Genomic DNA, 21,036 nt, shown 5'->3' with positions numbered 1-21,036 from the left:
AGGTACAAATGGAAAAACTAAAATTTAATCCGGAAGACGGCTTTCTGAATTCGGCGGAATATCCTGATCCGGAGAACGAAACAGAAGCCCGTGAACAACTTTATAGCCTACATAAGCAGACGAAAGAGTTTATCAATAATCTGATCGGCAACTTGGAAGAAGGCGCGTCGTCGGATATGTCAGGTACTGGCCAATCAGATACAATGACTAAACCTGACGGCACGCCAGCAACCAGCATCGCGGATCAGATCGCCGCTTTAGACCGTAATCGCGTGATATCAGATGATATCCGATACTTACGCATGTCTGCGGACGGAAATCTGGAAAAATCGGATGATAACAAAGTTTGGACTGAACTGCTAATGTCTACGCAGGTTGTTGATGAAACTGGAACGATATTTCCTAAGCGGAAAATGCTCCAGTTTTTAAATGCTGAAGTGAGCGACGATGGCCAGATGATCGTAGTCAAGACCTTTGGTTCTGGCGGCGGAGGATCAGGCGGGTCAAGCTATGGCTACTATATCGAGGATGTCACTATACCTAAGTCTAAGTTTTCCAGTTCAGGCGACGTGATCAGCGCCCAGGTCAGGATTGTAGGACTAAAAGCAACAGATTTTGCTTCAGTCGTTTTTGATCAGCCAGCTCTTAAGTATCAAGGTCATTGCGCGACGGAGGACGGCTATCTAAAGGTTGTCTTGGACAAAATCCCAACAGAGGATATTACCATCAAAACAATCAAAATAGACCGTGTAGCGCCTTGGATGGATGGCGATACCAATAAGATCAATTTGATTAAAGGTTCTGATTATAGCAAGGCCATCCAGATCACTGATGAGGTCGGTAATGAGTATGTGCCTTCATCTTCGGATTCCTTAATCTTCAGGGTTACGGACGCAACCGGCGGAACAGTAATGAGCAAGTATTTAATTGGCGATCTGACGATCACCGCAGCTGAAACTGAAATGTTTGACTCAGGAGATTATAACTACTCGGTGACGCTGGAAACAAACGGCAAACGCTTTGTAATCATTGAGTCAACGATATCAGTAACCTCAGGAGGTAGCGCATGAACGAGAAACTAATTGGCCGCCTTGATTACACCGGGCTTAATATCAATACATTGTCTAAGGCATATTACAACCACGATTTCACGGCAGCGGATTGGGAAGATGACTTGAATTATAAGCGCCTGATCCTGCCCGCTGAACTACACGGGCTGGGCACGCAGGCGATTGTAAAGAGCATCGTATCAAAAGACGAGGATAACAATCTGCACGATGTGATCGTTAGTTATGACATCATGATTAACGGAGACGTGATCATTTATTCGGAACTGCCCTTTGCAGGCAGAATACAAGTGGAGGAGGCAGAAACATGTCTCAATCAACAATAAAGTTAGGGCAGCGATTTAAGGATTTTGTCAAAGCGATCGCGGATAACTTTACAGATTTATACACCAACAAGGCAGATAAGACCGCACTTACAAGTCACAATACAGCGGCAGACGCTCATGCGGATCGATTTAATCCGCTGGTCAGCGGTGTCAGTTATTCGGAAGGTACGGGCGTTTTTACTTTTACCAAGGTGGATGGAACAAAGATTACTGTTGACACCAAATTGGAAAAGGTAGTCACTAATTTCACTTATGATTCCACAAATCAACAGCTTGTTTTAACTTTAGACGATGGTACAAGTTACCCGATTCCGATGTCGGCATTTATCAATGAGTATGGTGTTACTGATACAACAACCATTGACCTCACGATGTCAGCGGATCACAAAATTTCTGCGGTCATTAAGACTGGCAGCATAACTAAGGCAATGCTGCTTCAGGCGGTGCAAGATGAGATCACCGCCAACACAAACGCACGGCATTCCCACAACAATAAATCCGCTTTGGACGGGATTAATGCAGCTAAGATCACAAGCTGGGATGCGGCAGCAGCGGCCAGCGGACAAGCAACCAAAACAAAAGTGAGCTTTACAGCTTCCGACTCAAAATGGGGCACGATATCAAACGGACTTTACCCGTTGACGATCCCTCACAACGGTAAATCACTTGTTGGCGGAGTCCACAAGACCGATGGATCGAGCAATTATGAGGTGCTTGTGGATGTCGATTATCAGACATCCAATGTCGTGATTTACAGCGCAGACAAATTTGCGGGCTATATCGAGTTAGTGTAGCGGGGTGATCCTATGGCAGTAGCTAAGATCACTCAAGCGTTAAAGCCATCGCAGGTGATCGCAAAGATAAATGAGATCATTGATGGTTTTAATAATAAGGTAGTCAACAAAACAAATTTGACGATTTCAACCACGGCATGGGCGGCATCGTCGGAAAAATCAGGGTATAGCTTTAAAGCAAACCTGACTGTATCGGGGATAGCGACAGCGGATCAGGCATACTTAAAATTTTCTGATTCTGATGTTGCCGGAATGAATTTTTGTGTAGGTGCGATCGCGGCAAATGCGATCGCGATCTACGCAAAAACAAAGCCGACAACAACGATAACGATCCCATTGGTACGGATCACGAAGGGAGGATAAGAGATGGATGCAATGAGTAATTTAATCCCGCCACACAGCCATCCAATGCCAAATGTAGCGACTGAATCAGCCGCTGGCGTTATGTCACCAGCAATGGTAAAAAAACTTAACGGTTTAACAGACGAACACCTGATTCAAAATGTAACTTTAACGGTCGCTTCGTTTGTGGCTAATACGGACGGTTATGCAAGTTTCTACGGATTTTGCTCTGACTACACAGTAGCGGGAATGACCGAAACCTGTAAAGTGGACTATGAAGCCGAGCCGGGATCAGATGACATCATAGAGAGAGGTAATACAATGGCAGGGAAGATCAGGTTTTACGCAAGCGCGCAGCCAAGCGCAGATGTTGTTTTGAACAATATCGTTTGGAAGGAGTTGGGATAAATGCTGTTTGGAGGATCAAAAAAAACAGGCGGAAATCCACTGGAAACTGAACCGGTTAGTTGCTCGGTAAAAAATAATAAAAATAGTGGAGTAGTTGTTACTTTCCCGAAAGGGTATTACCAATTTAAAATCTCTTATTCCTATCAACAATTCGACAGGTCTAATGAGAGCATCTATTACCGCGACTCCGCAGGTAACGGTCACCGGATTGGCAGTTTGTATGCCGATGATTATGGGTACAGTCCAGGTTACACAATTCAAGATTTAATTTTAGACATTTCTTTGTTTGAAACGCCTGAAGCGCTAAAAAACAAAACATCTTTTAGCATTTACTTCAGCCCGAATAGTCGTGACCCACATTTTAATTCTTTTACTGCCATAGGACTCAGAAGAGTCGGGGGGGGCGCTTAAAAGCGCTCAAAACCATTTTATCTACCCGCTTTACGCACTTTGTAAAAGTGCTAAGCAACGTCAGAGAAGAGGTGTCGAACATGTTGTTCGGCGGTAAAAAATCCAGTAAGAAATCTGGCGGGATTGAAAAATATCAACGTTTTCGCGGAAACTATGCGAAAGACTTTTTTGCCAGATATAAAGACCAGTCAGGATGGGAAACTAATCTTCCGGATTCCTATTTTAACATGGGGCAGAATGTCAATTTCAATAATGCAAGTTCTATCGCTAATCCAGCGGAATACCCTTGGTATATCAAATTTCCTAAGCCACTAGTAGTGCTTGAATGCTATACCTATTGTAACAACTGGGCCGGAATTACGGAAATGGCGTTTATCTACGAAGATGGTACAGTAGAAGCTTGTACTGGACCGAAGAGTTACTCAAGATACAGCGGTGGCGGACAGCAAAACAGAACACAATTAAAAGAATGTGTGGGCGTAAGGTTGCATTTCTATGGTCAGGGCGTAGGATATGCACCAGATGCACATTATCAGGGCGGTGGCGTCATTGATTGGCTCGAGAAGGTCGGTGAGTAAAAATGTTGTTTGGCGAAAAAGGCGGAAGTAAAAGCAGTCGTCTAATTATTAATAGCGGATATATGTATAACCTAACCTCAGATTCAACGGGGTATGAGATTTTGAACACTTCAAATAATCCGTATTTTCAGCCATGGGGTAATATTTTTGGAACAGGCGCAAGTCCAACATTTAACGGCACATCAATTGGTGCAACGTTAAAGCTTCCTTATGATAATAAAATCCCGTTGACTATGCAGCTTTCAGGAACAAATACAAATTCCTGGAAGCTTTGGTTTTCTGAAGACGGAGTTTCCTTTGAAGAAATATATTCCGGAGGAAGCGGAACGGTATACATTCCTTTTGATCCAGGCAGAAAGGTCAAATACATAAAGTTCACCGCTTCCGGAACCAGCCAGATGAAAGAAAACAAAGTTCTCGTTCGACAGTGGGTAGAATTTGTAGAAAATGTAGGTTCAAAGTATGAGGTAGTTAATCTATTTGACGCACGGCAGTCGCCGGGAAGTGTAAGTGGATCAAAGACGTTTGAGAAGCCTGTTTATGTAGACAATGTTTACATGTCATGGTTTAGGAGCTTTTCGGACTACAAAGCGACGGTAACCGTTATAGTGACCTTGGAAGATGGCACTCAACAAACAATCTATTCCGTGACAAACAGCGGAGCAGTTGGCGGTGAAAATGCTGTCTTAAAAGTAAACAGAAAGATCAAATCTATCAAATTTGAATTGATTAGCGGATCAGTCAGCGGAAATGGAATAGGCTACCAGGTTACTTTTGTAGCTTTAAAGTAAAGGAGGGATAAAGTGCAAAAAGCACTTTTTTTCATGGCTGTGCTGCGCTGCACGGCCGGAGAGGATTACACAACACACAAGGGCACCTACGCCCTTGATTTCGGAGGATCAGATGGGGGCAAGGATTTAGTCTTTGCTCCCTTTGATTTAAAAGTAAAAAAGATTGATAAGGCGGCGAATACCGTCTTTTTTGAATCCTTAGAACCTGTTGAAACACCTACATTTACGGATTATGTCTGTGGACGATTCGCACATTGTAACGATGCCGATATGCTGCCGAATTGTTATGTAGGCGCGGTGATCCGGCAGGGGGAAGCCTTTTATCGCGAAGGTGGTAAAGGTAGCGGAGTAAACGGAAAATTCGGAACGCACGTCCACGCCGTGTTCGCCCGCGGACATTTGACCGGAGCGTACTGGTATAACGTCGGCAACGGCAATTACGGCATGCTGTCAACCGGCGGTAAGCAGCATATTTACGATGTGCTGTTTGTGCCTGATGATGTTCAGATCGTCAAGACAAACGACTACAAAGATAAATATCCGTGGCGCAGAACGCCGCGGAAGGAGGAATCTATGGATCATGTAGTTCAAGAATATCTTTATAACAGGAGGTTTTACAGCAGACGGCAGCAGCCGGGCGAGAAGCTTATGCTGCTGCAAAATGATTTTAAACAGCTTTTACCGCTGTCAAAGATTTATCCGCAGGACAAGTCGATCAAGGTTAACTGCCTTATTAATTGCAGCTATTTCAAACTGGAAACAGGCCCGGATCAAGGCCAGATCATCGGCCGCGATCAAGGCGAGCGCCGAGATGAAGCTCCAGACATTGACGGCTGGATCGATCTTGTACTGCTTGAAAATGGGCAGCTGCATTACGGTGATATGAACAGCTGGGATTGGCGCAAAGAACACGGCGTGACCGTCGGAATTTCCGTTGCCGGCTGCATCGTCAGCAACGGCGAAGCCGTTGAACAGATGTCAGCTGAAAGCTGGGATAGGCTGGACAAAGTAGACGCTCAGACGCTGCTGATGATTCACTGGGATAATACAGCGGAGTTTGTGATCGTCGATGAGATCGCAGGGTCTAAGGGTATCACATTGCGGCAGGCGCAGGAGTTTGCGCTGTCGAAACAAGTGGCCTATTGCTTTGCGCTGGACAGTTCCGGATCGTCGGAAATGGTAATTGAGGATAGTGCAGGCAAGCGGACGATCGTCAATAATCCGTCTGACGGCCATGAGCGTGGAATTCCAAACGCACTCGCATTTGTAAATGTAAAGGAGGAAGTTAAGATGATCAACAAAACTACAAGCATCGCTCGCTGCACAAAGGGCACTGTCGGTGACAAGTACCGCACCCGCGACAACGTCATGGGTACGCTCGAACCAGACAGCCTGTGGCTCGAAAAGGGTAAAGAGTACCCTTTACTGGCGGTTACGGAAAAAGCTGCTCAGGACGGATATACGTGGGCTATGGTACGGATCGGCAATATCATTGTTTACGTGCAGGCTGATCCTGATTACATCCAGCTGATTGACCCAGAGCCACAGGGAGAATACGAGGAAGTAACAGAAAAATTGTACAGAAAGAAGGCGTAAATCATGGCTGGCGATTACATGTTTTTGCCAGGAGCTTCATATTACGATAAAGCTCCTGCACAATCTAAACCAAAAGTAAATTCAGGTGGAGGCGGCGGAGGCGGTTATGGCTACTCCGCCCCAGATTATTACGGTCAGCTCCAAGCGATGATCGCAGAGATGCAGCGCCAGCAAATGGAAGCCAATATCGCCGCGATCCGCAGCCAGGTCGAGCAGGCAACAAATAAGTACCAAGGTCAGCTGGACGCGCTGCCAGGTACTTATCAGCCACTTAAAAATCAGTCTGAGGTTGAGCGCTATAAAGCAATGCGAGCGCTGCGAGAAACACAAGCAAATCGCGGTGCACTGGACAGCGGCGCAGGGCGGCAAGAGAGCCTTGATATGTCTACCAATTATAGCAACCGCTTAAATCAGATCAACCTGCAAGAGCAAGCTGAAGCTGACGCGATCCGGCGGGCAATTGCTGATGTAAGGTCACAAGGCGATTTACAGATTGCCAACGCACAGTCGTCAGCATCCGTAGAAGCGCTGCGAAACAACATCGCTATGCTTCAGGAGCAGATGCAAGCGAAGCAATCACAAGCCCAATCGAGGGCCAAGAGTGTAGCTTCCGGAACAGGAATCAATACAGAAATCGGTAAAAATACAGGCGAAGCATCTTCGGCGACAGGGTTATCATCTGCGGGAAAAAGCTATTTCCAGAGTCTTCAGATGTCAGGAGCTGACGATGCGACGATCGCTAAATATATCAGTAATGCCGTAAAACAAGGTATCATCTCTTCCGCTGACGCGAAGATTCTTGCAGAGCGATACGGGTTCGGAACAGAGTATAGATAACAGGAGGTAGTGTATGCCCACAGTATTTATCCCTAAATCCGCAGTTGGATTTTCGGGGAATGGAAATGATCAAGGAAATAATGATTATAACGGAAGCAGAAGACAAACAAACATAGCGATCCCAAGACCTACTGTTTATATACCAAAAGAAATGGAAGAAGAAGAAAAAGCAAAAGAACAGGAATCCCTGGCTGCCAAACGTGCAGCCGGGAAACCTGTTTTAATTTTTGATACAAAAAATGGCACTGTTGATCTGGAAGAAGGAACTTATTCAAAAGTACCTTTAGCCGCCGAAATTAGTGCTAGCACAGATCGCGAACGTTTGAAACAAATTATGAAAGACACGAAGTTTTCCGATCAAAAGACATTCCGGCAAGCTCAACAGCGCTTACATGATTTAGATTTGTATGGAGCACCAGGTGAAGAAGTATCTTGGAATAATGCGTTGCCTTACCATATAAATAAAGGCATTGAAGGGATCGAAGATTTCTTTAGAAACTTTTATAACCAAGGCGCTTATCGTTATCAGCAGCGGCAGGATGACATGGCTAAAGTTGCCAATCAGATTGGCGGAGAACAGTTTATCGGACAGCTACAAGTAAACAAAAAAGAAGGTATGCAAAAGCAAGCGAAGGTAAACGAACTATTTGATCTTGCCCCAAGAGACCAGAGAACCGCAAAAGGCGCTTGGGCTATCGGTGGAGAAGTTGCGCATAGTATAGGGAATATGATACCTACAATTGCTGCTAACGTATTTGCTCCGGGTTCTGGCCTACCTTTGATGGGGATTGGTGCGATGGGCGGAGCGACGCACGAAGCAATGCAGGATGGTGCAAACTTAGAAAATGCCATCACTTATGGTATGGCGTCTGGAGCAGTGGAAATTGCTACTGAAAAAATGTTTGGTGGCATTCCGGGGTTGAATAAAGAGGGCTTTTTGGGGAAAGGCGTAGAGAAAATTGTAGATGAACTCATAGATAAGACTTTAAAAAGCGAGGTTGGCAAAGCGATAGCTTCAAAACTTATTAATATTTTCGGAGAAGGTGTTGAAGAAGCTGTCTCTGAAATTGCCGGTGAATTTTTAGTTGATATTTACACAGACGCAAAAAAAGGTCAAACACTTGAGGAACGTTTAAAAAATGTAGCTCCTGATGCTTTACAGGCTGCTTTTTTAGGATCATTAACATCTGCTGTTATGAATGCTGGAGAAATGGGCGTACAAGTGGCAACGGGGAAAAATCCTTTAACTTATACTCCAACATGGAACGAAGGAATTGAAGAATCTAAGTCATCTCAAAACGATGTTAAAGATGGAGAAGATGAAAAAACAAAACCTACAATTGAAATTCCAGCTGAAACTGTAACTGAAGAACGCGTTGTAAATAACGCAGTAATACAGCCGCAAGAAAGTATAGGATTAAACGCTGAAAATCTGGGTGCTGATGTTACTGACGCCATTTCAGCGATCGAGAACGCAAACGAAGCTCGTGTACAGCCTAACAGACAATTGATTTCAAATGATATCAATAATATTCAGTCGCAGACAATTGAAAACAATAGTTCGCAATTGCAGGCAATTGACAACAACGTAAATCAACCAGTTGATTCTGAAGCAATCCCTCAAACTACTCAGTTTAAAATAGACAGTTTAAAAAGTAAAAATACAGCAATCAGATTTCAGGCCCAGCGGTTAAATAAAAAAGCGATCTTTGAATCAGCCAAGAAAATCGGCGGATTTAATCAAACTGAAATTGAAACAATAGCAGAAATATCAAACGCAACTGGCGTTCCTGTTCAGTTTGTAGAATCGTTGGAATATGGTGCTAATGGAATGTATAAAAACGGTACGATCTTCATTTCAAAAGGAACGAAGAATCCAGCTAAATGCGTCCTTGTCCATGAAATGACGCATCACATCGAAAACAGCGGCATGTATGATCAGTTTAGCGTAGCTGTTCAAGCAATAGCGAAAGCGAATCACTGGGATTTGGCGAAAATGAAAGAAAATATCATTAACCAATATGAGAAAGTGTCCGAAGGAAAAGTGCAGCTCGATGAAACTGATGCGATTAAGGAACTTAATGCGCGAATTGCAGAAGAATATCTTTTTAAAGATGAAAAATCCATAAGGCTATTGGCGACTAAAAATCGGAATTTGGCGCAGAAAATTTTGGACTGGATCAGAGAAACGTTGTCTAAATTATTCGGTAGCCAGTCGTCAGAAGCTAAATCCTACACTGACCAGCTGCGAGAATGTGAAAAACTTTACCGCAGAGCAATTGAAGATGCAAAGGCAGATAATAATTTAGATGCACAATATATGTTTGGTGGCCTTAACGCTAAAGAAATACCAGATGGATACGAAGAAGCACAAAACAGCACAGAAGACACAGAAACAACGTGGAAAAAAACAGGTTGGGTAAAAAAAGCTGATGGGAAATGGCGCTTTGAAATTGATGATAGCAAAGCGCAATTTAATACAGCTTTGCTTAAGTTATTTGGAGAGGTAGATTTAGAAGATGTCATGGCACATCCGACATTGTACAAACATTACCCATCCTTAAAAAGTTACACTGTCGAATTGCTTGAAGGCGCACCAAATAATATAAATGGTGGATTTAATTCGCAACAGAAGAAAATTAGAATTAATGCTAATACTTTGAGAGAAGGAAACTTTGAATCAACTTTAATTCATGAAATTCAACATGCAATTCAAGAGCAAGAAGGTTTCGAATCAGGTTCAAACATAAAAAAAGCCAAAGATTCGGCATTAAGAAAAGAAGAAGCGAAAAAAGCTAAATTAGGAAAATTCTTATCTCAAAATGCGGGAATTGATGAAGCGTATAAAAACTTTGAAAGCTCTACAAAAGGTTGGGGCGAAGCATTAAATAGCTGGGGAACTCCGCAGGAAGCGGAAGTCGTACAAAAACTTACAAACGGAAAATTTAGTTCTTTTGCCGAATTTGATAAGTATACATCTTCTTTGCGTAAATCAATTGCAGAAAAATATGGTGATAACGCGCTGAAAGAATATGAAAATCTGCTCAATGAAAAGAACGATTCTAATTACATTGAAGAATATATGGATAATTTAGGGGAAGTGGAAGCAAGAGATGCATCGAATCGAAGAAATTTGGCATCTTCGGAAAGAATAAATAAACTTCCTGAAACAAAAGGCAGATTATCAAAAAATACAGAAAAAAATGAAACGATATATAGTCTTGACCCAATTAATGAAAAAAATGTTGATATGTATTCTCAAGAGGAACTGTCTCAGTTAGAAAAAAACAAAAAAATTTTGATTCTTGGCAAAGATATAGAATTTGATGAATACATTGAGAACAGTTTAACTGGGAAATATAATAATGATCAGCGTTATTTATACATAGGCAAAGTCAAAGAAAGCCTAGCAGAAAAAATCAAACAATTGTATAACTATGATATTTCCGGTTTTAGCATAACAATGAATTCAAGCGAAGTTTTACATTCTATTAATCAGCACGGATATGATTTAAAGAAAGAAATTAGCAAAGGAAATAGCCGAACTTTAAGTAAAGATGATTTTAAATATATGACAGATATAATTAATAATTTTGATTATTCTGACTTTGGCATTGATAAAAAAAGTGGTAACCATGCCCTAACATTATTTAAAAAAATTGGTGAAGATAATCTTGCGTGCGTTGAACTGATTTCAAACAAAAAGCATAGGTTAACTTTGAAAACAATGTACGCACCACAATATATGCAAAAAAGAACCCCTACCACCAACGCTAATGCATCTATTGATGCCGAAGCTAGAACGTCCGAAACGGTCGGTGATTCAGGGTTCAACAATATTATAGCTAATGGGGAAACGAATGACAATAAAAAAATGTCGCTCGGTAAGAATTCCGATATAATCGAAAAAACAGAGGTTAAACCAGAAGAATTAAGTAAAAATATAGTTTCATACAATAATTACAAAAGAAATTTGAAATCAAAACTGTTCAAGGATTTCAGCACAGAAACCAATAGTTCGGACATAGACAACTTAATTGATTCGGCAGCCATAGACGTTTTAAAGGATTCGAAAATTTCAGACGAAATAAGAGATCGACTGTTCAATGAAATTTGGTCAAACTCGTATGTTCCGGATTCGGAAATGGATGCGGATTATCAACAACTTCTAAACGAGCTAAGAGGATCAAAGATAAAAGTCAATCGTAGATTGTTAGCATCAGAAATCCCGGATCACAAAGAAATCGTTAAATCACTCAAGAATATTGTAAGCTTCAGCGAAAAAGAAGGAATAAATATAGATCAACGATATCAGGAACTGAAAACACTTTATCCGCAGCTGGAAGATGTTTCACACGCTGGCGATCAAGTGAGAGCAATTGCTGATCTGGTTGAGAGCTTAAAGCCAGAAACTCATCACATTAGCGATGCTTATGGCTATACAAAAGATGATCTTCGGGCGGACTTGAATGAAATCCTTCAAGACTTTGAAAGTGAAATCATTTATCGATCAGATAAATCTTACTATGATAAAGTGGCTAAAAAGCAATACTCTAAGGATTTAGCATCCGGAAGACCTACAAGCAAAGCCTATGAAGACGCAACGAAAGAAGTACTGAGCGAAGCCAAAGCTGGGGATCAAATAACAGAGCAATTTGACGCTAAAGGATTAGCTGGAATGATTAAAAACTACGGATCGCCAAATAAGACAACCCAACAGAATTTGGATATCGTAGCTGACGGCAACAAAGAAGTGCGAAGAAAGCTGTATGATGTATTTGAAAAGCCGATGGAAATTGCGAAAAAAAGCTTTGTAAAATGGAAACAATACAATGTTAATAAACTATATACAAAAGTCGTGAAAGAATTAGGGATCAAAAAAGGATCAAAAGAATCAGCGGCCGTGCAGTGGTATGGCGAAGGACAACGGCAGATTAAAGTAGGCAGTGAAAAAATTGGAAAAGGAATCCTGGCTAGAGAGCAGGACATTTACAGAATTGAACCTTACTCGCTTTCAGATTTACAAAAAGATTTCCCGAATAAGTGGCAAGACATTGTAAAAGCAGACCGAATTTTCCGAGGAATGTATGATGAATATGTCGGAAGAATGAACGCAACTCTCGAAAAAATTTACACTGAGGAATCCTTAAAGCAGCAAGTAGAAGATAAGCAGAACGAACTCATGGCAAAGATCAACTATCAAAAAACGATGGTAAAAGCTTTGAACGAGAAAGTTGTGCAGTTAAAAGCAAAAAATGCAAAATCGGAAGATATCGCATCAGCGATCGCGGAAGTGTCGAAAGCAAAATCAATGATCCGTGCGAGTGAAAACCAATTTGCTAAGATTTCAGATAACGTTTATAAAAACAAGCGGTTAAAGCCGCGAAAAGATTATTACAGACATTTTCAGGAATTATCTATGGCTGATAGCTTGCTCGACATCTTTAATTCGGAAAACAATCAGGGCGTTTCAAACCAGCTGGCGGGAATTAGTGAGTTTACAAAACCAAAATCGAGATGGGCTTCCTTCATGCAGCGTCGCGATGGGAATTCGCATTACACTGAAGATGCAGTCGCGGGTATGCTTAACTACATTCCGATCGCAGAACATAAGATCGCCTTCGATCCTGTTGTCGCAAAGTATCGTGGCGATATTCAGCAGTTAGTTAAAGCTTCTGATGATCTTGGAGTTGAGAACACAAGGTTTATAAACTGGCTGTCAAACTACACAAATGATCTTGCCGGCAAAACCAATTATATCGACCGAGTATTAGCTAATACGAATAACGGTCGGAAAGCATTGAAGCTAATGAAGAAGATTAATGGCAGAGTCAAAGGAAATGCGGTAATGGGGAACTTAAACAGTGCTGTATCACAGTTCTATAATCTACCTAATGCGCTAGGGATTTTAACTGATCGTGGCGGTGTAAAAGCTTCTTCGGATATCGCCAAGGGAATGAAGGATTATACTGCTTACGTTACACAAAAATTAAGCAGTAAGTATTTTAACCAGCAGACGGATTTTGAATCATCGCCCATTAACCAAAGCACGTTCCTTCAGGAACGATTTATGGACGATATTTTCTCAAAATTTGACGAAGGGACATTGAACAAACTCAAGGACTTTTCTGCGTGGACACTCCAATTCGGCGATCAGGCAGTGGCGGAATCCATGTGGTTCGCTGCCTACGAACAGGGGCAACGTCTAAATGTAGAAAACCCTGTGACTTACGCTGATGATGTCGTTCGCCGGGCTGTAGCGGGCCGTGGTGTCGGCGAAATCCCACTCACGCAAAAAAGCGAAATTGTTAAGCTCGTTGCTCCATTCCAGGTTGAAGTAAATAATGCCTGGCAAATGATGAAGCAAATGGGATTTGATAAAAAGTTCGTACCTTTGCTGGCAATTTTTATTACAACTTGGTTTATGAATAATCTAAATGAGAAACTAACTGGTAATCGCGTAGGCATGGATTTAATTGATGCTATGGATGATGTTATCAGCAATAAAGCGAATCTTGTTGGTCGTTTAGGTGGTGAAATTGCTTCTAACGCTCCGTTTGGTGCTCAATCTATCGCTTTCTTAGGACTCTCTGACAAGGATTCCGAGAAGTTTTTTGGAGAAGCTGATCCTACTCGGTACGGGGTGGGAAATGTTGGCTTAAGCGCACTTAGCAGACCTTTGGTAAAAGGCTTAACAGGTCAAGATGTGGACTGGCAAAATTTTGTTGGTAATTTTGTAACACCGTTCGGCGGCAAACAACTGGAAAGAACCTACAAGTTTTTAGAAGATGCAAAAGTAGTACCTGACTTTAATCTTAACTTTGGTAAAAAACCTTCTGAGTGGTTTAAAGCGATGGAGCGAGGAAGTACCGGATCTTATGACAGTGCCGGAAAACTTAAATATCCGATTGACACGAAAGATCCATTTAACTTTGCTGCTGGAATGTTATTTGGATCAGGAGCAACGAAAGAAGGCCGTGCTTTTGCTAAAGAAGACTATAGAACCTTAAGCGAGAAACAAACAGGCTTTTATCATCAAATGATTGAGATGGGCGTCCCACAGATGGCTGCGTATAAATCATTTTTTGAAAAAAAGCTAACAAAGAATCTTGCCACCAGTGATGAAATCCCAATAGAGAATTCAAAATCAATTTTGAATAGAGAAATTTATGAAAAATACGGAACGCTAGACGCAATCAAAAAGATTATCGAATCGGATGATAATCCGAACGGAGAAGATGCTGAAGAACGCAATGGGGAGATTGACGCAGGGACTTTCGGAATGAGTGGCAGGGTGCTAGAAATGACCGAAGAAGAATATCAAGCAGAATTAAAAAGGATTAGAAAAATGATTGAAGAAATGGGAATGAAGGAAGGGAAATGATTCTCTTCCTTTTCCATATATAAGAAGGAGGGCTATATTATGCCAAATACTCAAACATTACTCTACATGTGCTTAATCGCACTCATCGTCGGCGTGTTTGCGTCGCTGCTGATCCAGAAGATCAAGGAAGCGATCGCGCCGACAAAATCAAAGCTGGTTTTGACCAGCTGGATGCTCAATGTCGGATTTGCTTTTGCTTGGTGTTACGTGCTTTGCGATATGACACCGATGACCATCTGGGATATCGTTTATATTGTCCTTGTTGGCCATGTGGGCTTTATTGGTGCTGATGTATTTTATAAAGCGGTAGAAGGTAAGTGGTCTTATTTTAAACCGCTGAGCCAAATCAATCATAAAGACGAGGATTAACTATGGATGGATCGACAACGATTGCGATCAGCCTGATGGTCAGCCTTGTCGGCTGCTTTGTAGGCTTGGCTGGGTGGTTATCGGGCCGCGAGAAAAAGATCAGCGGAGATGCAGAATGGAGGGGTGAGATAAACGCTAAACTGGACATAATCACCGGAGTGAAAACTGACGTCAGTGAACTGCAAGATGAGGTTAACGATCTGGGCAAAAAAGTCGTGATTATAGAGCAATCAACAAAATCAGCTCATCACAGATTGGATGAGCATTTGCAACAAAAATAAAGCAAAGAGGACTTTCCTATAACGGTTAGTCCTCTTTTTTATTATTTTGATCAATCACTGCGATTAACTCATCTTGGGTATTTGTAAATAGGTGAGCGTAAGTGCTGGTTAATGTATCAACGGTATCGCCGAGATATTTTGCTACAGCAAGGATATTGCATCCGCTATTAATAAGATAGGATGCGCAGCTGTGCCGAAATCCATGTATGGTGATTCTTGTTTTAACTCCGGATTTGATAATGTACTTATCAAGATTTTTCTGGATGTAATTTCTTTTCAAAGGAACGTCATTCCCAAAGACAAAGAATTTCTCATTAAATCCGTTTAGAATTCTCGCTTCTTCGTACCTTCGTTTCATCATATTATAAATGACTTCTGGCATTTTAAGAGTACGAATGCTGTTTTTTGTTTTTGGAGAGGTAATAACATCCTCGCCAAGCTTCACGCTGATCTGCTGGTTAATTCGCAGCGTACGTTCTTCAAAGTTAACTTTTTCCCAGGTAATGCCAAGCGCTTCTCCGCGCCGCAATCCTGTCCAATACAAGAATTCATAGAAATCTTTAAGAGTAGCGTTATTGACGACGGTTAAGAATTGCTTTAAATCGTTTGGAGTCCAGAATTTTATTTCCTCTTTAACTTCATCTAACCTTTTAACTCTTTCTATGTCATCCATAACATTATAAGAAACCAGGTGTTCTTTTTTTGCATAGGTCAGGACCTTCTTGATACAGAAATAGATTTTATCTATATAATTGATGGAATAGCCTTTTTCATCTAGTGATAAAAAATATCTTTCTAGTTTAATCCGGTTTAATCCTATTATTTTTTCATCTCCAATATCTGTGTTTATTTTTTTAAATACAGTTTCATCATCAATGATAGAGCTTGTCTTCTTTTTACCTCTTTTACTTTTTAAATACATTTCAGTGAGCGCACTGAACGTTATTTGAGATTTTGCAACGGCAACGCCTAACCTCCCTTGATCCTTTAAATTTCTCTCAAACTCTTCGGCAGACGCCTTTGTTTTGAATCCTTTTCGTCGATAGTCTTTATATGTTCCATCAGGCATTTTATATTTTCCGCGAGCTTCCCAGTTACTTTTCCCAATGTTCTTTACAGCCATAAATTCACCCCCCTGATTCTATAATACACAACGATCTTCGTTTAATCAAACAGTCAAATTTTCGTCTTTTTTTCGTCTTTTTATGTATGAACATTAAAAAAGCCCTTTAAATTAAGGGCTTAAATCGTAATGGAGCAGATGAGCGGAATTGAACCGCCGTGTCGACCTTGGCAAGGTCGCGTTCTACCATTGAACTACATCTGCACAACTTGTGGAGCGGGTGAGGAGAATCGAACTCCCGTAGCAACCTTGGGAAGGTTGTGTTCTGCCATTGAACTACACCCGCGCATTCTGATTTCCAAGTGCTCATTTATTATAGCATAATTTGAAAAAAATGAAGTCCTGAATTTAAAAAAAAATAAAAAAAATTTTGCCGCGGTCTGGCAGAACAGATCAACGCAGAAATGTGAATGAATCCTTGTTTATCACATTGTGAAGGCAAAAAACATAAAAAAAGGCAGATTTATGAAAATAAACAGAGATTTTCATAAAAATTCTAAAAAAAACGGAAAAAAGTAAAAATATTTTGATTTTTCGTGGGGCTTTTTTAAAAATACCGCAATATTACTAATGTAAGCGAAAGGAGAGTGTTTATGAAAGAGATATTTCAAGAATACGGAGGATTAATCATCGCGGTAATTCTGGTCGGCCTGTTGATAGCTTACATCACAATGGCCGACACTGGATTCGCGGCGCAGCTGACCAGCGGCATCAGTAAGACCGTCGGGAACTTGCTGGATTTAGGGCAGCACTACACACCGTCGGTATCGTAACCGACAGAAGGAAAGCGGCCGCGCTTTCCTTTCTTTTCATCAATGTGAAGGAGGAATATGAATGAGTCAATCCGTCAAGATTTACGGCCTGATTTTCCTGGCCTGTATCTGTCTGTTATTGTTTCTGGATTTTGACCGCAAGCTGATTATGGAAGATTCGCTGTTTGAGAGTGTGCGGACGACGCAGTTATCCGTGATGGACGAAGCGCTGAACCGCGGAGACCTGATCGTAAACAACCGTTTGTCGGTGAATAAAAACCGGGTGATGCGGTTGTGGAATGCAAAGATCGCGCAGAATCACAGCACGCTGTCGCAGCTGGAAGTTCGCTTTGTCGATATTCATGAAGATCCGGCCGCGATTGCCGTGGCGGTGCGGGAATCGGGGAAAGCAGCGATGAGCGCACAGATGGATTCGCAATATGACAACGTGGTGATCGTTGAAAGAAACGAGGAGACAGAATGAAAAAAATAAAGCTTTCCCCTTCTTTTCTTCAGCGCTACCGGCTGCTTTTAACGCTGATTCTGACGTTGGCGGTGGGCTTATGCGGTTATAAAGTGTATGAAACGACCGTACAGGCGGCCATTGATCCGATTTTGGTTCCCGTTGCGGCGCGATATCTGAAATCCGGCACGGTGATTCAACGGGAGGATATTCAGTTGATCGAGGTTCCGCGGCCGGTAGTGCTGGAAGGCGTTGAAAAAGATCCGGAACAATTAATCGGTCAGGCAGTCGACACCTATAATTCGGTTGCGGAAGGCGCCTTGTTCTATGAAGAACTGTTGATAGCGAAAGATGAGCTTCATGATGTGTCGGCGTTTCCGCTGCTGGAGAATGAAGCGGCGGTGACGATCGACGCGGACATCAAGACATCTTACGCCAATTCCATCCTGCCGGGACATCAGATTGATCTTTATTTTCAGGGCTACGCGACACAGGCAGACGAATCGGAAAAACGCGTGCTGTATGGGCAGCTGGTATCGCAGGCGCGGGTGATCGCGGTTCGCGACAGTACGGGTAAGAATATCGACGCCCAGTCGGATAAGGCCACCAGCGTCATCGTTGTCGCCCTCTCGTACGAAGACGCGGATCTGGTCCAGCGGGCAAAGTTTTTCGGCACGGTGCTGCCGATGGTAACCTATGGATCGCTGAATCCGGAAAGTCAGGCTGAGGATTTCTATGACATTGCGAAAATGCGTGAACTGCTTTATCAGAAAACGATTGACGTCAGTCTGGTCAAAGAGGTGAGGGAGGATGAATGATGCGCGGATCTTTGACAAAATTGACTTCGGTGTGCTCAGCGATCTTCTAATTCAGGAAGATATCCGCGATATCAACTGTCTGAATCACAACGAAATCTGGGTGACTTCCAATCATCATGGGCATTACCGTCTGATGGACCGATCGATTCAGGAAACGGAGATCAACCGCATTGCCAATCAGGTTGCCAATAAGATGGAAAAAGAATTCAACCCCGGCAGCCCCTGTCTGGAAGGCGATATTCATGACGCCGATCTCGATTTGCGCGTCAGCGCGATTCATGAGGAACTTTCGGTCAGCGGCGTGACGTTGGCGCTGCGCAAGGTATCCCGCGCCAGTATTCTGAGCGAGGACTATTTAGTGGAAAGCGGCTTTATCACCCGTTCGGCACTGCAGTTTCTGATCCGCTGTATCCGCTATCGGTGCAACATCATTTTTGTCGGTGAAACCGGCAGCGGCAAAACTGAATTCTTAAAATTTCTGGCGACCTATATTCCCGTCGATCAGAGAATTGTGACGATTGAAGATTCGCTGGAATTCAATATTAAGGAAATCCATCCTGAAGCTTCATGCAGCGCGTTCCGGGTGCGTCCGGGCTTTGATTATTCAGCGATCATCGCGATGGCGCTGCGTCAGAACGTCAACTGGATTCTGCTTCAGGAAGCCCGCGGAAAAGAAGTCGACGATTTGCTGGACGCGATGTCGACCGGACATACCGTGCTGACAACGATGCATACCCGCGGAGCGGATACCGTTACCACCCGCATCAAGCAGATGATGAAAAACGACGCGGAGTCGATGAGCTCGCTTGAAATGCGTGTGTATTCCCTGGTCGATCTGGTCGTTCATCTGAAAAAGGAAACGGGTAAGGACGGAATTGTCCGCAGCGTCGACGAAATCATCGAGTATCTCTATGACCCGAAAACCCGGCAATGTACCCAGCATGTTCTCTACCGGGCCCGCACCGGCCGGCTGAACCGCTGTTCACCCGAATTGCAGCGCCGTCTGGGAATGACGGAAAGCAGGGAGAAGAAATCATGCGCGGAATGAAAATTCTGTTTCTGACGCTGGGCTTTTGTTACAGTGCCCTCGCATTCAAACTGGACTGCCATGACTGGCAGGCTGTTTTGGACAGCCGGGTGATGCGGAAGCTGAACGATATTTCCTATTTTGGATTAATCCGCCGGATTGAAATCCTGGGCGGACATTATCCGGCTGGTCAATATGCAAGTCAGGCGGCAATTTTAGGAACTCTGTGCGGCTTGCTCTGCTACGCCACGACAGAGCACTGGGTCTATTCGGCGATCATCGCGTCCCTGGCGATCTTCTTTCTGCCTTCATTTTTCTATATGAATCTGAAGCGCTTAGCCCAGGAAAAAGAAGAAAAGGAAATGTTGACGTATGTATCGACCGCGATTCTTTACATCCGGGAAGATAAAAACAGTCTGCGGATTCTGAAAGACTGCGCGGCGTTGGTGGAAGCGCCGTTAAAAAAGGATCTTGAGCTTTGCGTGCGGCAGATCGAAGCCAATTCGGATTTTGCCCAGGCGCTGGATGATTTGGAAAAGAAGTACGAATATTCGCAGGTCCGTAATCTTCATTTATTGTTAAAAGGCAAAAAGATTGAAGGCGGACGCAACGAACAGCTTGTCGATTATCTGTTTGACAACACCGAGGAAAGTGAACTGCTGATCAACGATTACCGGCAGAAGAAAGCTGCCGGACGTTCCGTATTTTACTTTATGATGATTTTGAATCTGCTGGCGGCGCTGGTCATGAAAAAGATGTTTCATTCCTCCATGTATGTCAATCTGGCGACGGAGTCCTTTCGCTTCTGCATTTTTCTGTTTTACCTGCTGAACGCTGCGACGCTGTTTCTGTATGAATTCTGGTGCAGCCGCAACGACAAGCTGGAATAGAGGTGAGTTTATGGGATTGATGTTGGCGCTGATGCAGCTGAGTGCACTGAGCTTGTGGGGCCTGTGGGCCTATCAAGCGGGTCCGTTCGCTGCGGAAACAGCGGCGTTATTAGACCGCTGGATGGAATCCGACTACGCATTTTATTGTGAAAAAACAGGAAAGGGACAACCGCGCGCCCGCATGCTTAAACGGATATTGTACGCGTTTGCCGCCGGATTGTTCATGCTGGCGATCAAGAAAGGCACGCTGGATACATTTTCACTGATCTGCGCCGTTCTGGCGGCCACCGCCGTCTACCTTGGCGATCGCCTGCGGTTAAAGATGATCTATATCCAACTGCTGGGACAGGCTAAAAAAGAATTTCCTTACTATTTGAATCATCTGGCGATCCTGATTCAAAACAATCCGGTGCCCAACGCGATTGAAAAATCAATCCGTGAAGCGCCGGCGATCTTTCAGGAAGATCTGCGGGTTTTGGCGCGGGAAATCCATACCCAGGGATCTGATCTGAAGCCCTATTTGAAGTTTGCCCAGCGGTTTTCTCAAATTGACGATATCGGACGGATTATGCGGACGTTGTTCAGTCTGTCGATCACTTCCGAGAATCGTGAGCTGATCTTAACGGCGTTTTCTAAAATCGCGAATGAAAAGATCCAGGGCGCACGCCGCATTGAGCTGCAGCGCCGGATTGAAAAACAGAATATGATTCCTTACGTTCTGTTTCTGTGGCTGGGCTTTGTGATTTTGAATATGATCGCTTCGATCCGGTTTTTCTAAA

Annotated in this window: 20 protein-coding genes and 2 tRNA genes; 19 read left to right on the top strand and 3 right to left on the bottom strand. The window is 43.1% G+C overall.

The annotated features are described in order from the left end of the window. The first annotated feature begins 8 nt into the window (after nt 1-8). The 13 genes from BQ7364_RS00705 to BQ7364_RS00645 all read left to right on the top strand — a co-directional run bounded on the left by BQ7364_RS00705 (nt 9) and on the right by BQ7364_RS00645 (nt 15,184). Nucleotides 9-1,070 (top strand): hypothetical protein, encoded by a 1,062-nt coding sequence (locus tag BQ7364_RS00705; protein ID WP_072682912.1) that lies wholly within the window; start codon nt 9-11, stop codon nt 1,068-1,070. Then, on the top strand, nt 1,067-1,393 hold the full coding sequence (locus tag BQ7364_RS00700) for a hypothetical protein (RefSeq protein WP_072682911.1): 327 nt from the start codon (nt 1,067-1,069) through the stop codon (nt 1,391-1,393). The genes BQ7364_RS00705 and BQ7364_RS00700 overlap by 4 nt, the downstream gene beginning before the upstream one ends. Next, nucleotides 1,375-2,187, top strand: coding sequence for a hypothetical protein (locus BQ7364_RS00695; RefSeq protein WP_072682910.1), 813 nt, complete (start codon nt 1,375-1,377; stop codon nt 2,185-2,187). The genes BQ7364_RS00700 and BQ7364_RS00695 overlap by 19 nt, the downstream gene beginning before the upstream one ends. 12 nt (nt 2,188-2,199) lie before the next feature. After that, complete coding sequence (locus tag BQ7364_RS00690; protein WP_072682909.1) at nt 2,200-2,550, top strand: hypothetical protein; 351 nt, start codon at nt 2,200-2,202, stop codon at nt 2,548-2,550. Between the two features lie 3 nt (nt 2,551-2,553). Next, entirely contained in the window at nt 2,554-2,937 is a 384-nt protein-coding gene (locus BQ7364_RS00685; protein WP_072682908.1) for a hypothetical protein, read from the top strand. Continuing rightward, the gene (locus BQ7364_RS00680; protein ID WP_072682907.1) at nt 2,938-3,348 is read left to right on the top strand and encodes a hypothetical protein; all 411 of its coding nucleotides are present in this window, start codon (nt 2,938-2,940) and stop codon (nt 3,346-3,348) included. It abuts the gene before it with no gap. Between the two features lie 80 nt (nt 3,349-3,428). After that, nucleotides 3,429-3,926 carry a hypothetical protein gene (locus tag BQ7364_RS00675; protein WP_072682906.1) on the top strand — a complete coding sequence of 166 codons (498 nt, stop codon included), beginning with the start codon at nt 3,429-3,431 and terminating at the stop codon, nt 3,924-3,926. Nucleotides 3,927-3,928: 2 nt separating this feature from the next. Beyond that, a complete protein-coding gene (locus BQ7364_RS00670) occupies nt 3,929-4,717 on the top strand; it encodes a hypothetical protein (RefSeq protein ID WP_072682905.1) in 789 nt (262 codons plus the stop codon). 12 nt (nt 4,718-4,729) lie between these two features. Then, nucleotides 4,730-6,313: a phosphodiester glycosidase family protein gene (locus BQ7364_RS00665; protein WP_139248518.1), complete on the top strand. Its 1,584-nt coding sequence runs from the start codon at nt 4,730-4,732 to the stop codon at nt 6,311-6,313. Between the two features lie 3 nt (nt 6,314-6,316). Then, nucleotides 6,317-7,150 (top strand): hypothetical protein, encoded by an 834-nt coding sequence (locus tag BQ7364_RS00660; RefSeq protein WP_072682903.1) that lies wholly within the window; start codon nt 6,317-6,319, stop codon nt 7,148-7,150. 13 nt (nt 7,151-7,163) lie between these two features. Continuing rightward, the gene (locus BQ7364_RS00655; protein WP_072682902.1) at nt 7,164-14,534 is read left to right on the top strand and encodes a PBECR3 domain-containing polyvalent protein; all 7,371 of its coding nucleotides are present in this window, start codon (nt 7,164-7,166) and stop codon (nt 14,532-14,534) included. 39 nt (nt 14,535-14,573) lie between these two features. Next, nucleotides 14,574-14,903, top strand: a complete 330-nt coding sequence (locus BQ7364_RS00650; protein ID WP_072682901.1) for a hypothetical protein — start codon at nt 14,574-14,576, stop codon at nt 14,901-14,903. A 2-nt stretch (nt 14,904-14,905) separates the two neighbouring features. Next, the gene (locus BQ7364_RS00645) at nt 14,906-15,184 is read left to right on the top strand and encodes a hypothetical protein (RefSeq protein WP_072682900.1); all 279 of its coding nucleotides are present in this window, start codon (nt 14,906-14,908) and stop codon (nt 15,182-15,184) included. 25 nt (nt 15,185-15,209) lie between these two features. Here BQ7364_RS00645 and BQ7364_RS00640 read toward each other — a convergent pair whose 3' ends face one another. The 3 genes from BQ7364_RS00640 to BQ7364_RS00630 all read right to left on the bottom strand — a co-directional run bounded on the left by BQ7364_RS00640 (nt 15,210) and on the right by BQ7364_RS00630 (nt 16,593). Further along, entirely contained in the window at nt 15,210-16,307 is a 1,098-nt protein-coding gene (locus BQ7364_RS00640; protein ID WP_072682899.1) for a tyrosine-type recombinase/integrase, read from the bottom strand. A gap of 130 nt (nt 16,308-16,437) precedes the next feature. Beyond that, nucleotides 16,438-16,511 (bottom strand) — tRNA-Gly (locus BQ7364_RS00635). Nucleotides 16,512-16,519: 8 nt separating this feature from the next. Continuing rightward, nucleotides 16,520-16,593, bottom strand: a tRNA-Gly gene (locus BQ7364_RS00630). A 307-nt stretch (nt 16,594-16,900) separates the two neighbouring features. Between BQ7364_RS00630 and BQ7364_RS00625 the strand changes: the two genes are divergently transcribed. From BQ7364_RS00625 to BQ7364_RS00600, 6 genes are all read left to right on the top strand, one after another. Beyond that, the gene (locus BQ7364_RS00625; RefSeq protein ID WP_072682898.1) at nt 16,901-17,080 is read left to right on the top strand and encodes a hypothetical protein; all 180 of its coding nucleotides are present in this window, start codon (nt 16,901-16,903) and stop codon (nt 17,078-17,080) included. Nucleotides 17,081-17,141: 61 nt separating this feature from the next. Then, nucleotides 17,142-17,543 carry a DUF5411 family protein gene (locus BQ7364_RS00620; RefSeq protein WP_072682897.1) on the top strand — a complete coding sequence of 134 codons (402 nt, stop codon included), beginning with the start codon at nt 17,142-17,144 and terminating at the stop codon, nt 17,541-17,543. Further along, nucleotides 17,540-18,340, top strand: a complete 801-nt coding sequence (locus BQ7364_RS00615) for an RcpC/CpaB family pilus assembly protein (RefSeq protein ID WP_072682896.1) — start codon at nt 17,540-17,542, stop codon at nt 18,338-18,340. The genes BQ7364_RS00620 and BQ7364_RS00615 overlap by 4 nt, the downstream gene beginning before the upstream one ends. Beyond that, nucleotides 18,333-19,388, top strand: coding sequence for a CpaF/VirB11 family protein (locus tag BQ7364_RS00610; protein WP_072682895.1), 1,056 nt, complete (start codon nt 18,333-18,335; stop codon nt 19,386-19,388). The genes BQ7364_RS00615 and BQ7364_RS00610 overlap by 8 nt, the downstream gene beginning before the upstream one ends. Then, entirely contained in the window at nt 19,376-20,257 is an 882-nt protein-coding gene (locus BQ7364_RS00605; RefSeq protein WP_072682894.1) for a type II secretion system F family protein, read from the top strand. Before BQ7364_RS00610 ends, BQ7364_RS00605 begins: the two co-directional genes overlap by 13 nt. Beyond that, nucleotides 20,220-21,035: a hypothetical protein gene (locus tag BQ7364_RS00600; RefSeq protein WP_139248517.1), complete on the top strand. Its 816-nt coding sequence runs from the start codon at nt 20,220-20,222 to the stop codon at nt 21,033-21,035. The genes BQ7364_RS00605 and BQ7364_RS00600 overlap by 38 nt, the downstream gene beginning before the upstream one ends. Nucleotide 21,036: the final 1 nt, after the last annotated feature.

This window comes from Holdemania sp. Marseille-P2844 (assembly GCF_900120005.1).
Taxonomy (GTDB): Bacteria; Bacillota_I; Bacilli_A; order Erysipelotrichales; family Erysipelotrichaceae; genus Holdemania.
Note: the sequence above shows the minus strand (reverse complement) of the source record. Positions and strands in the feature narration are given on the sequence as shown.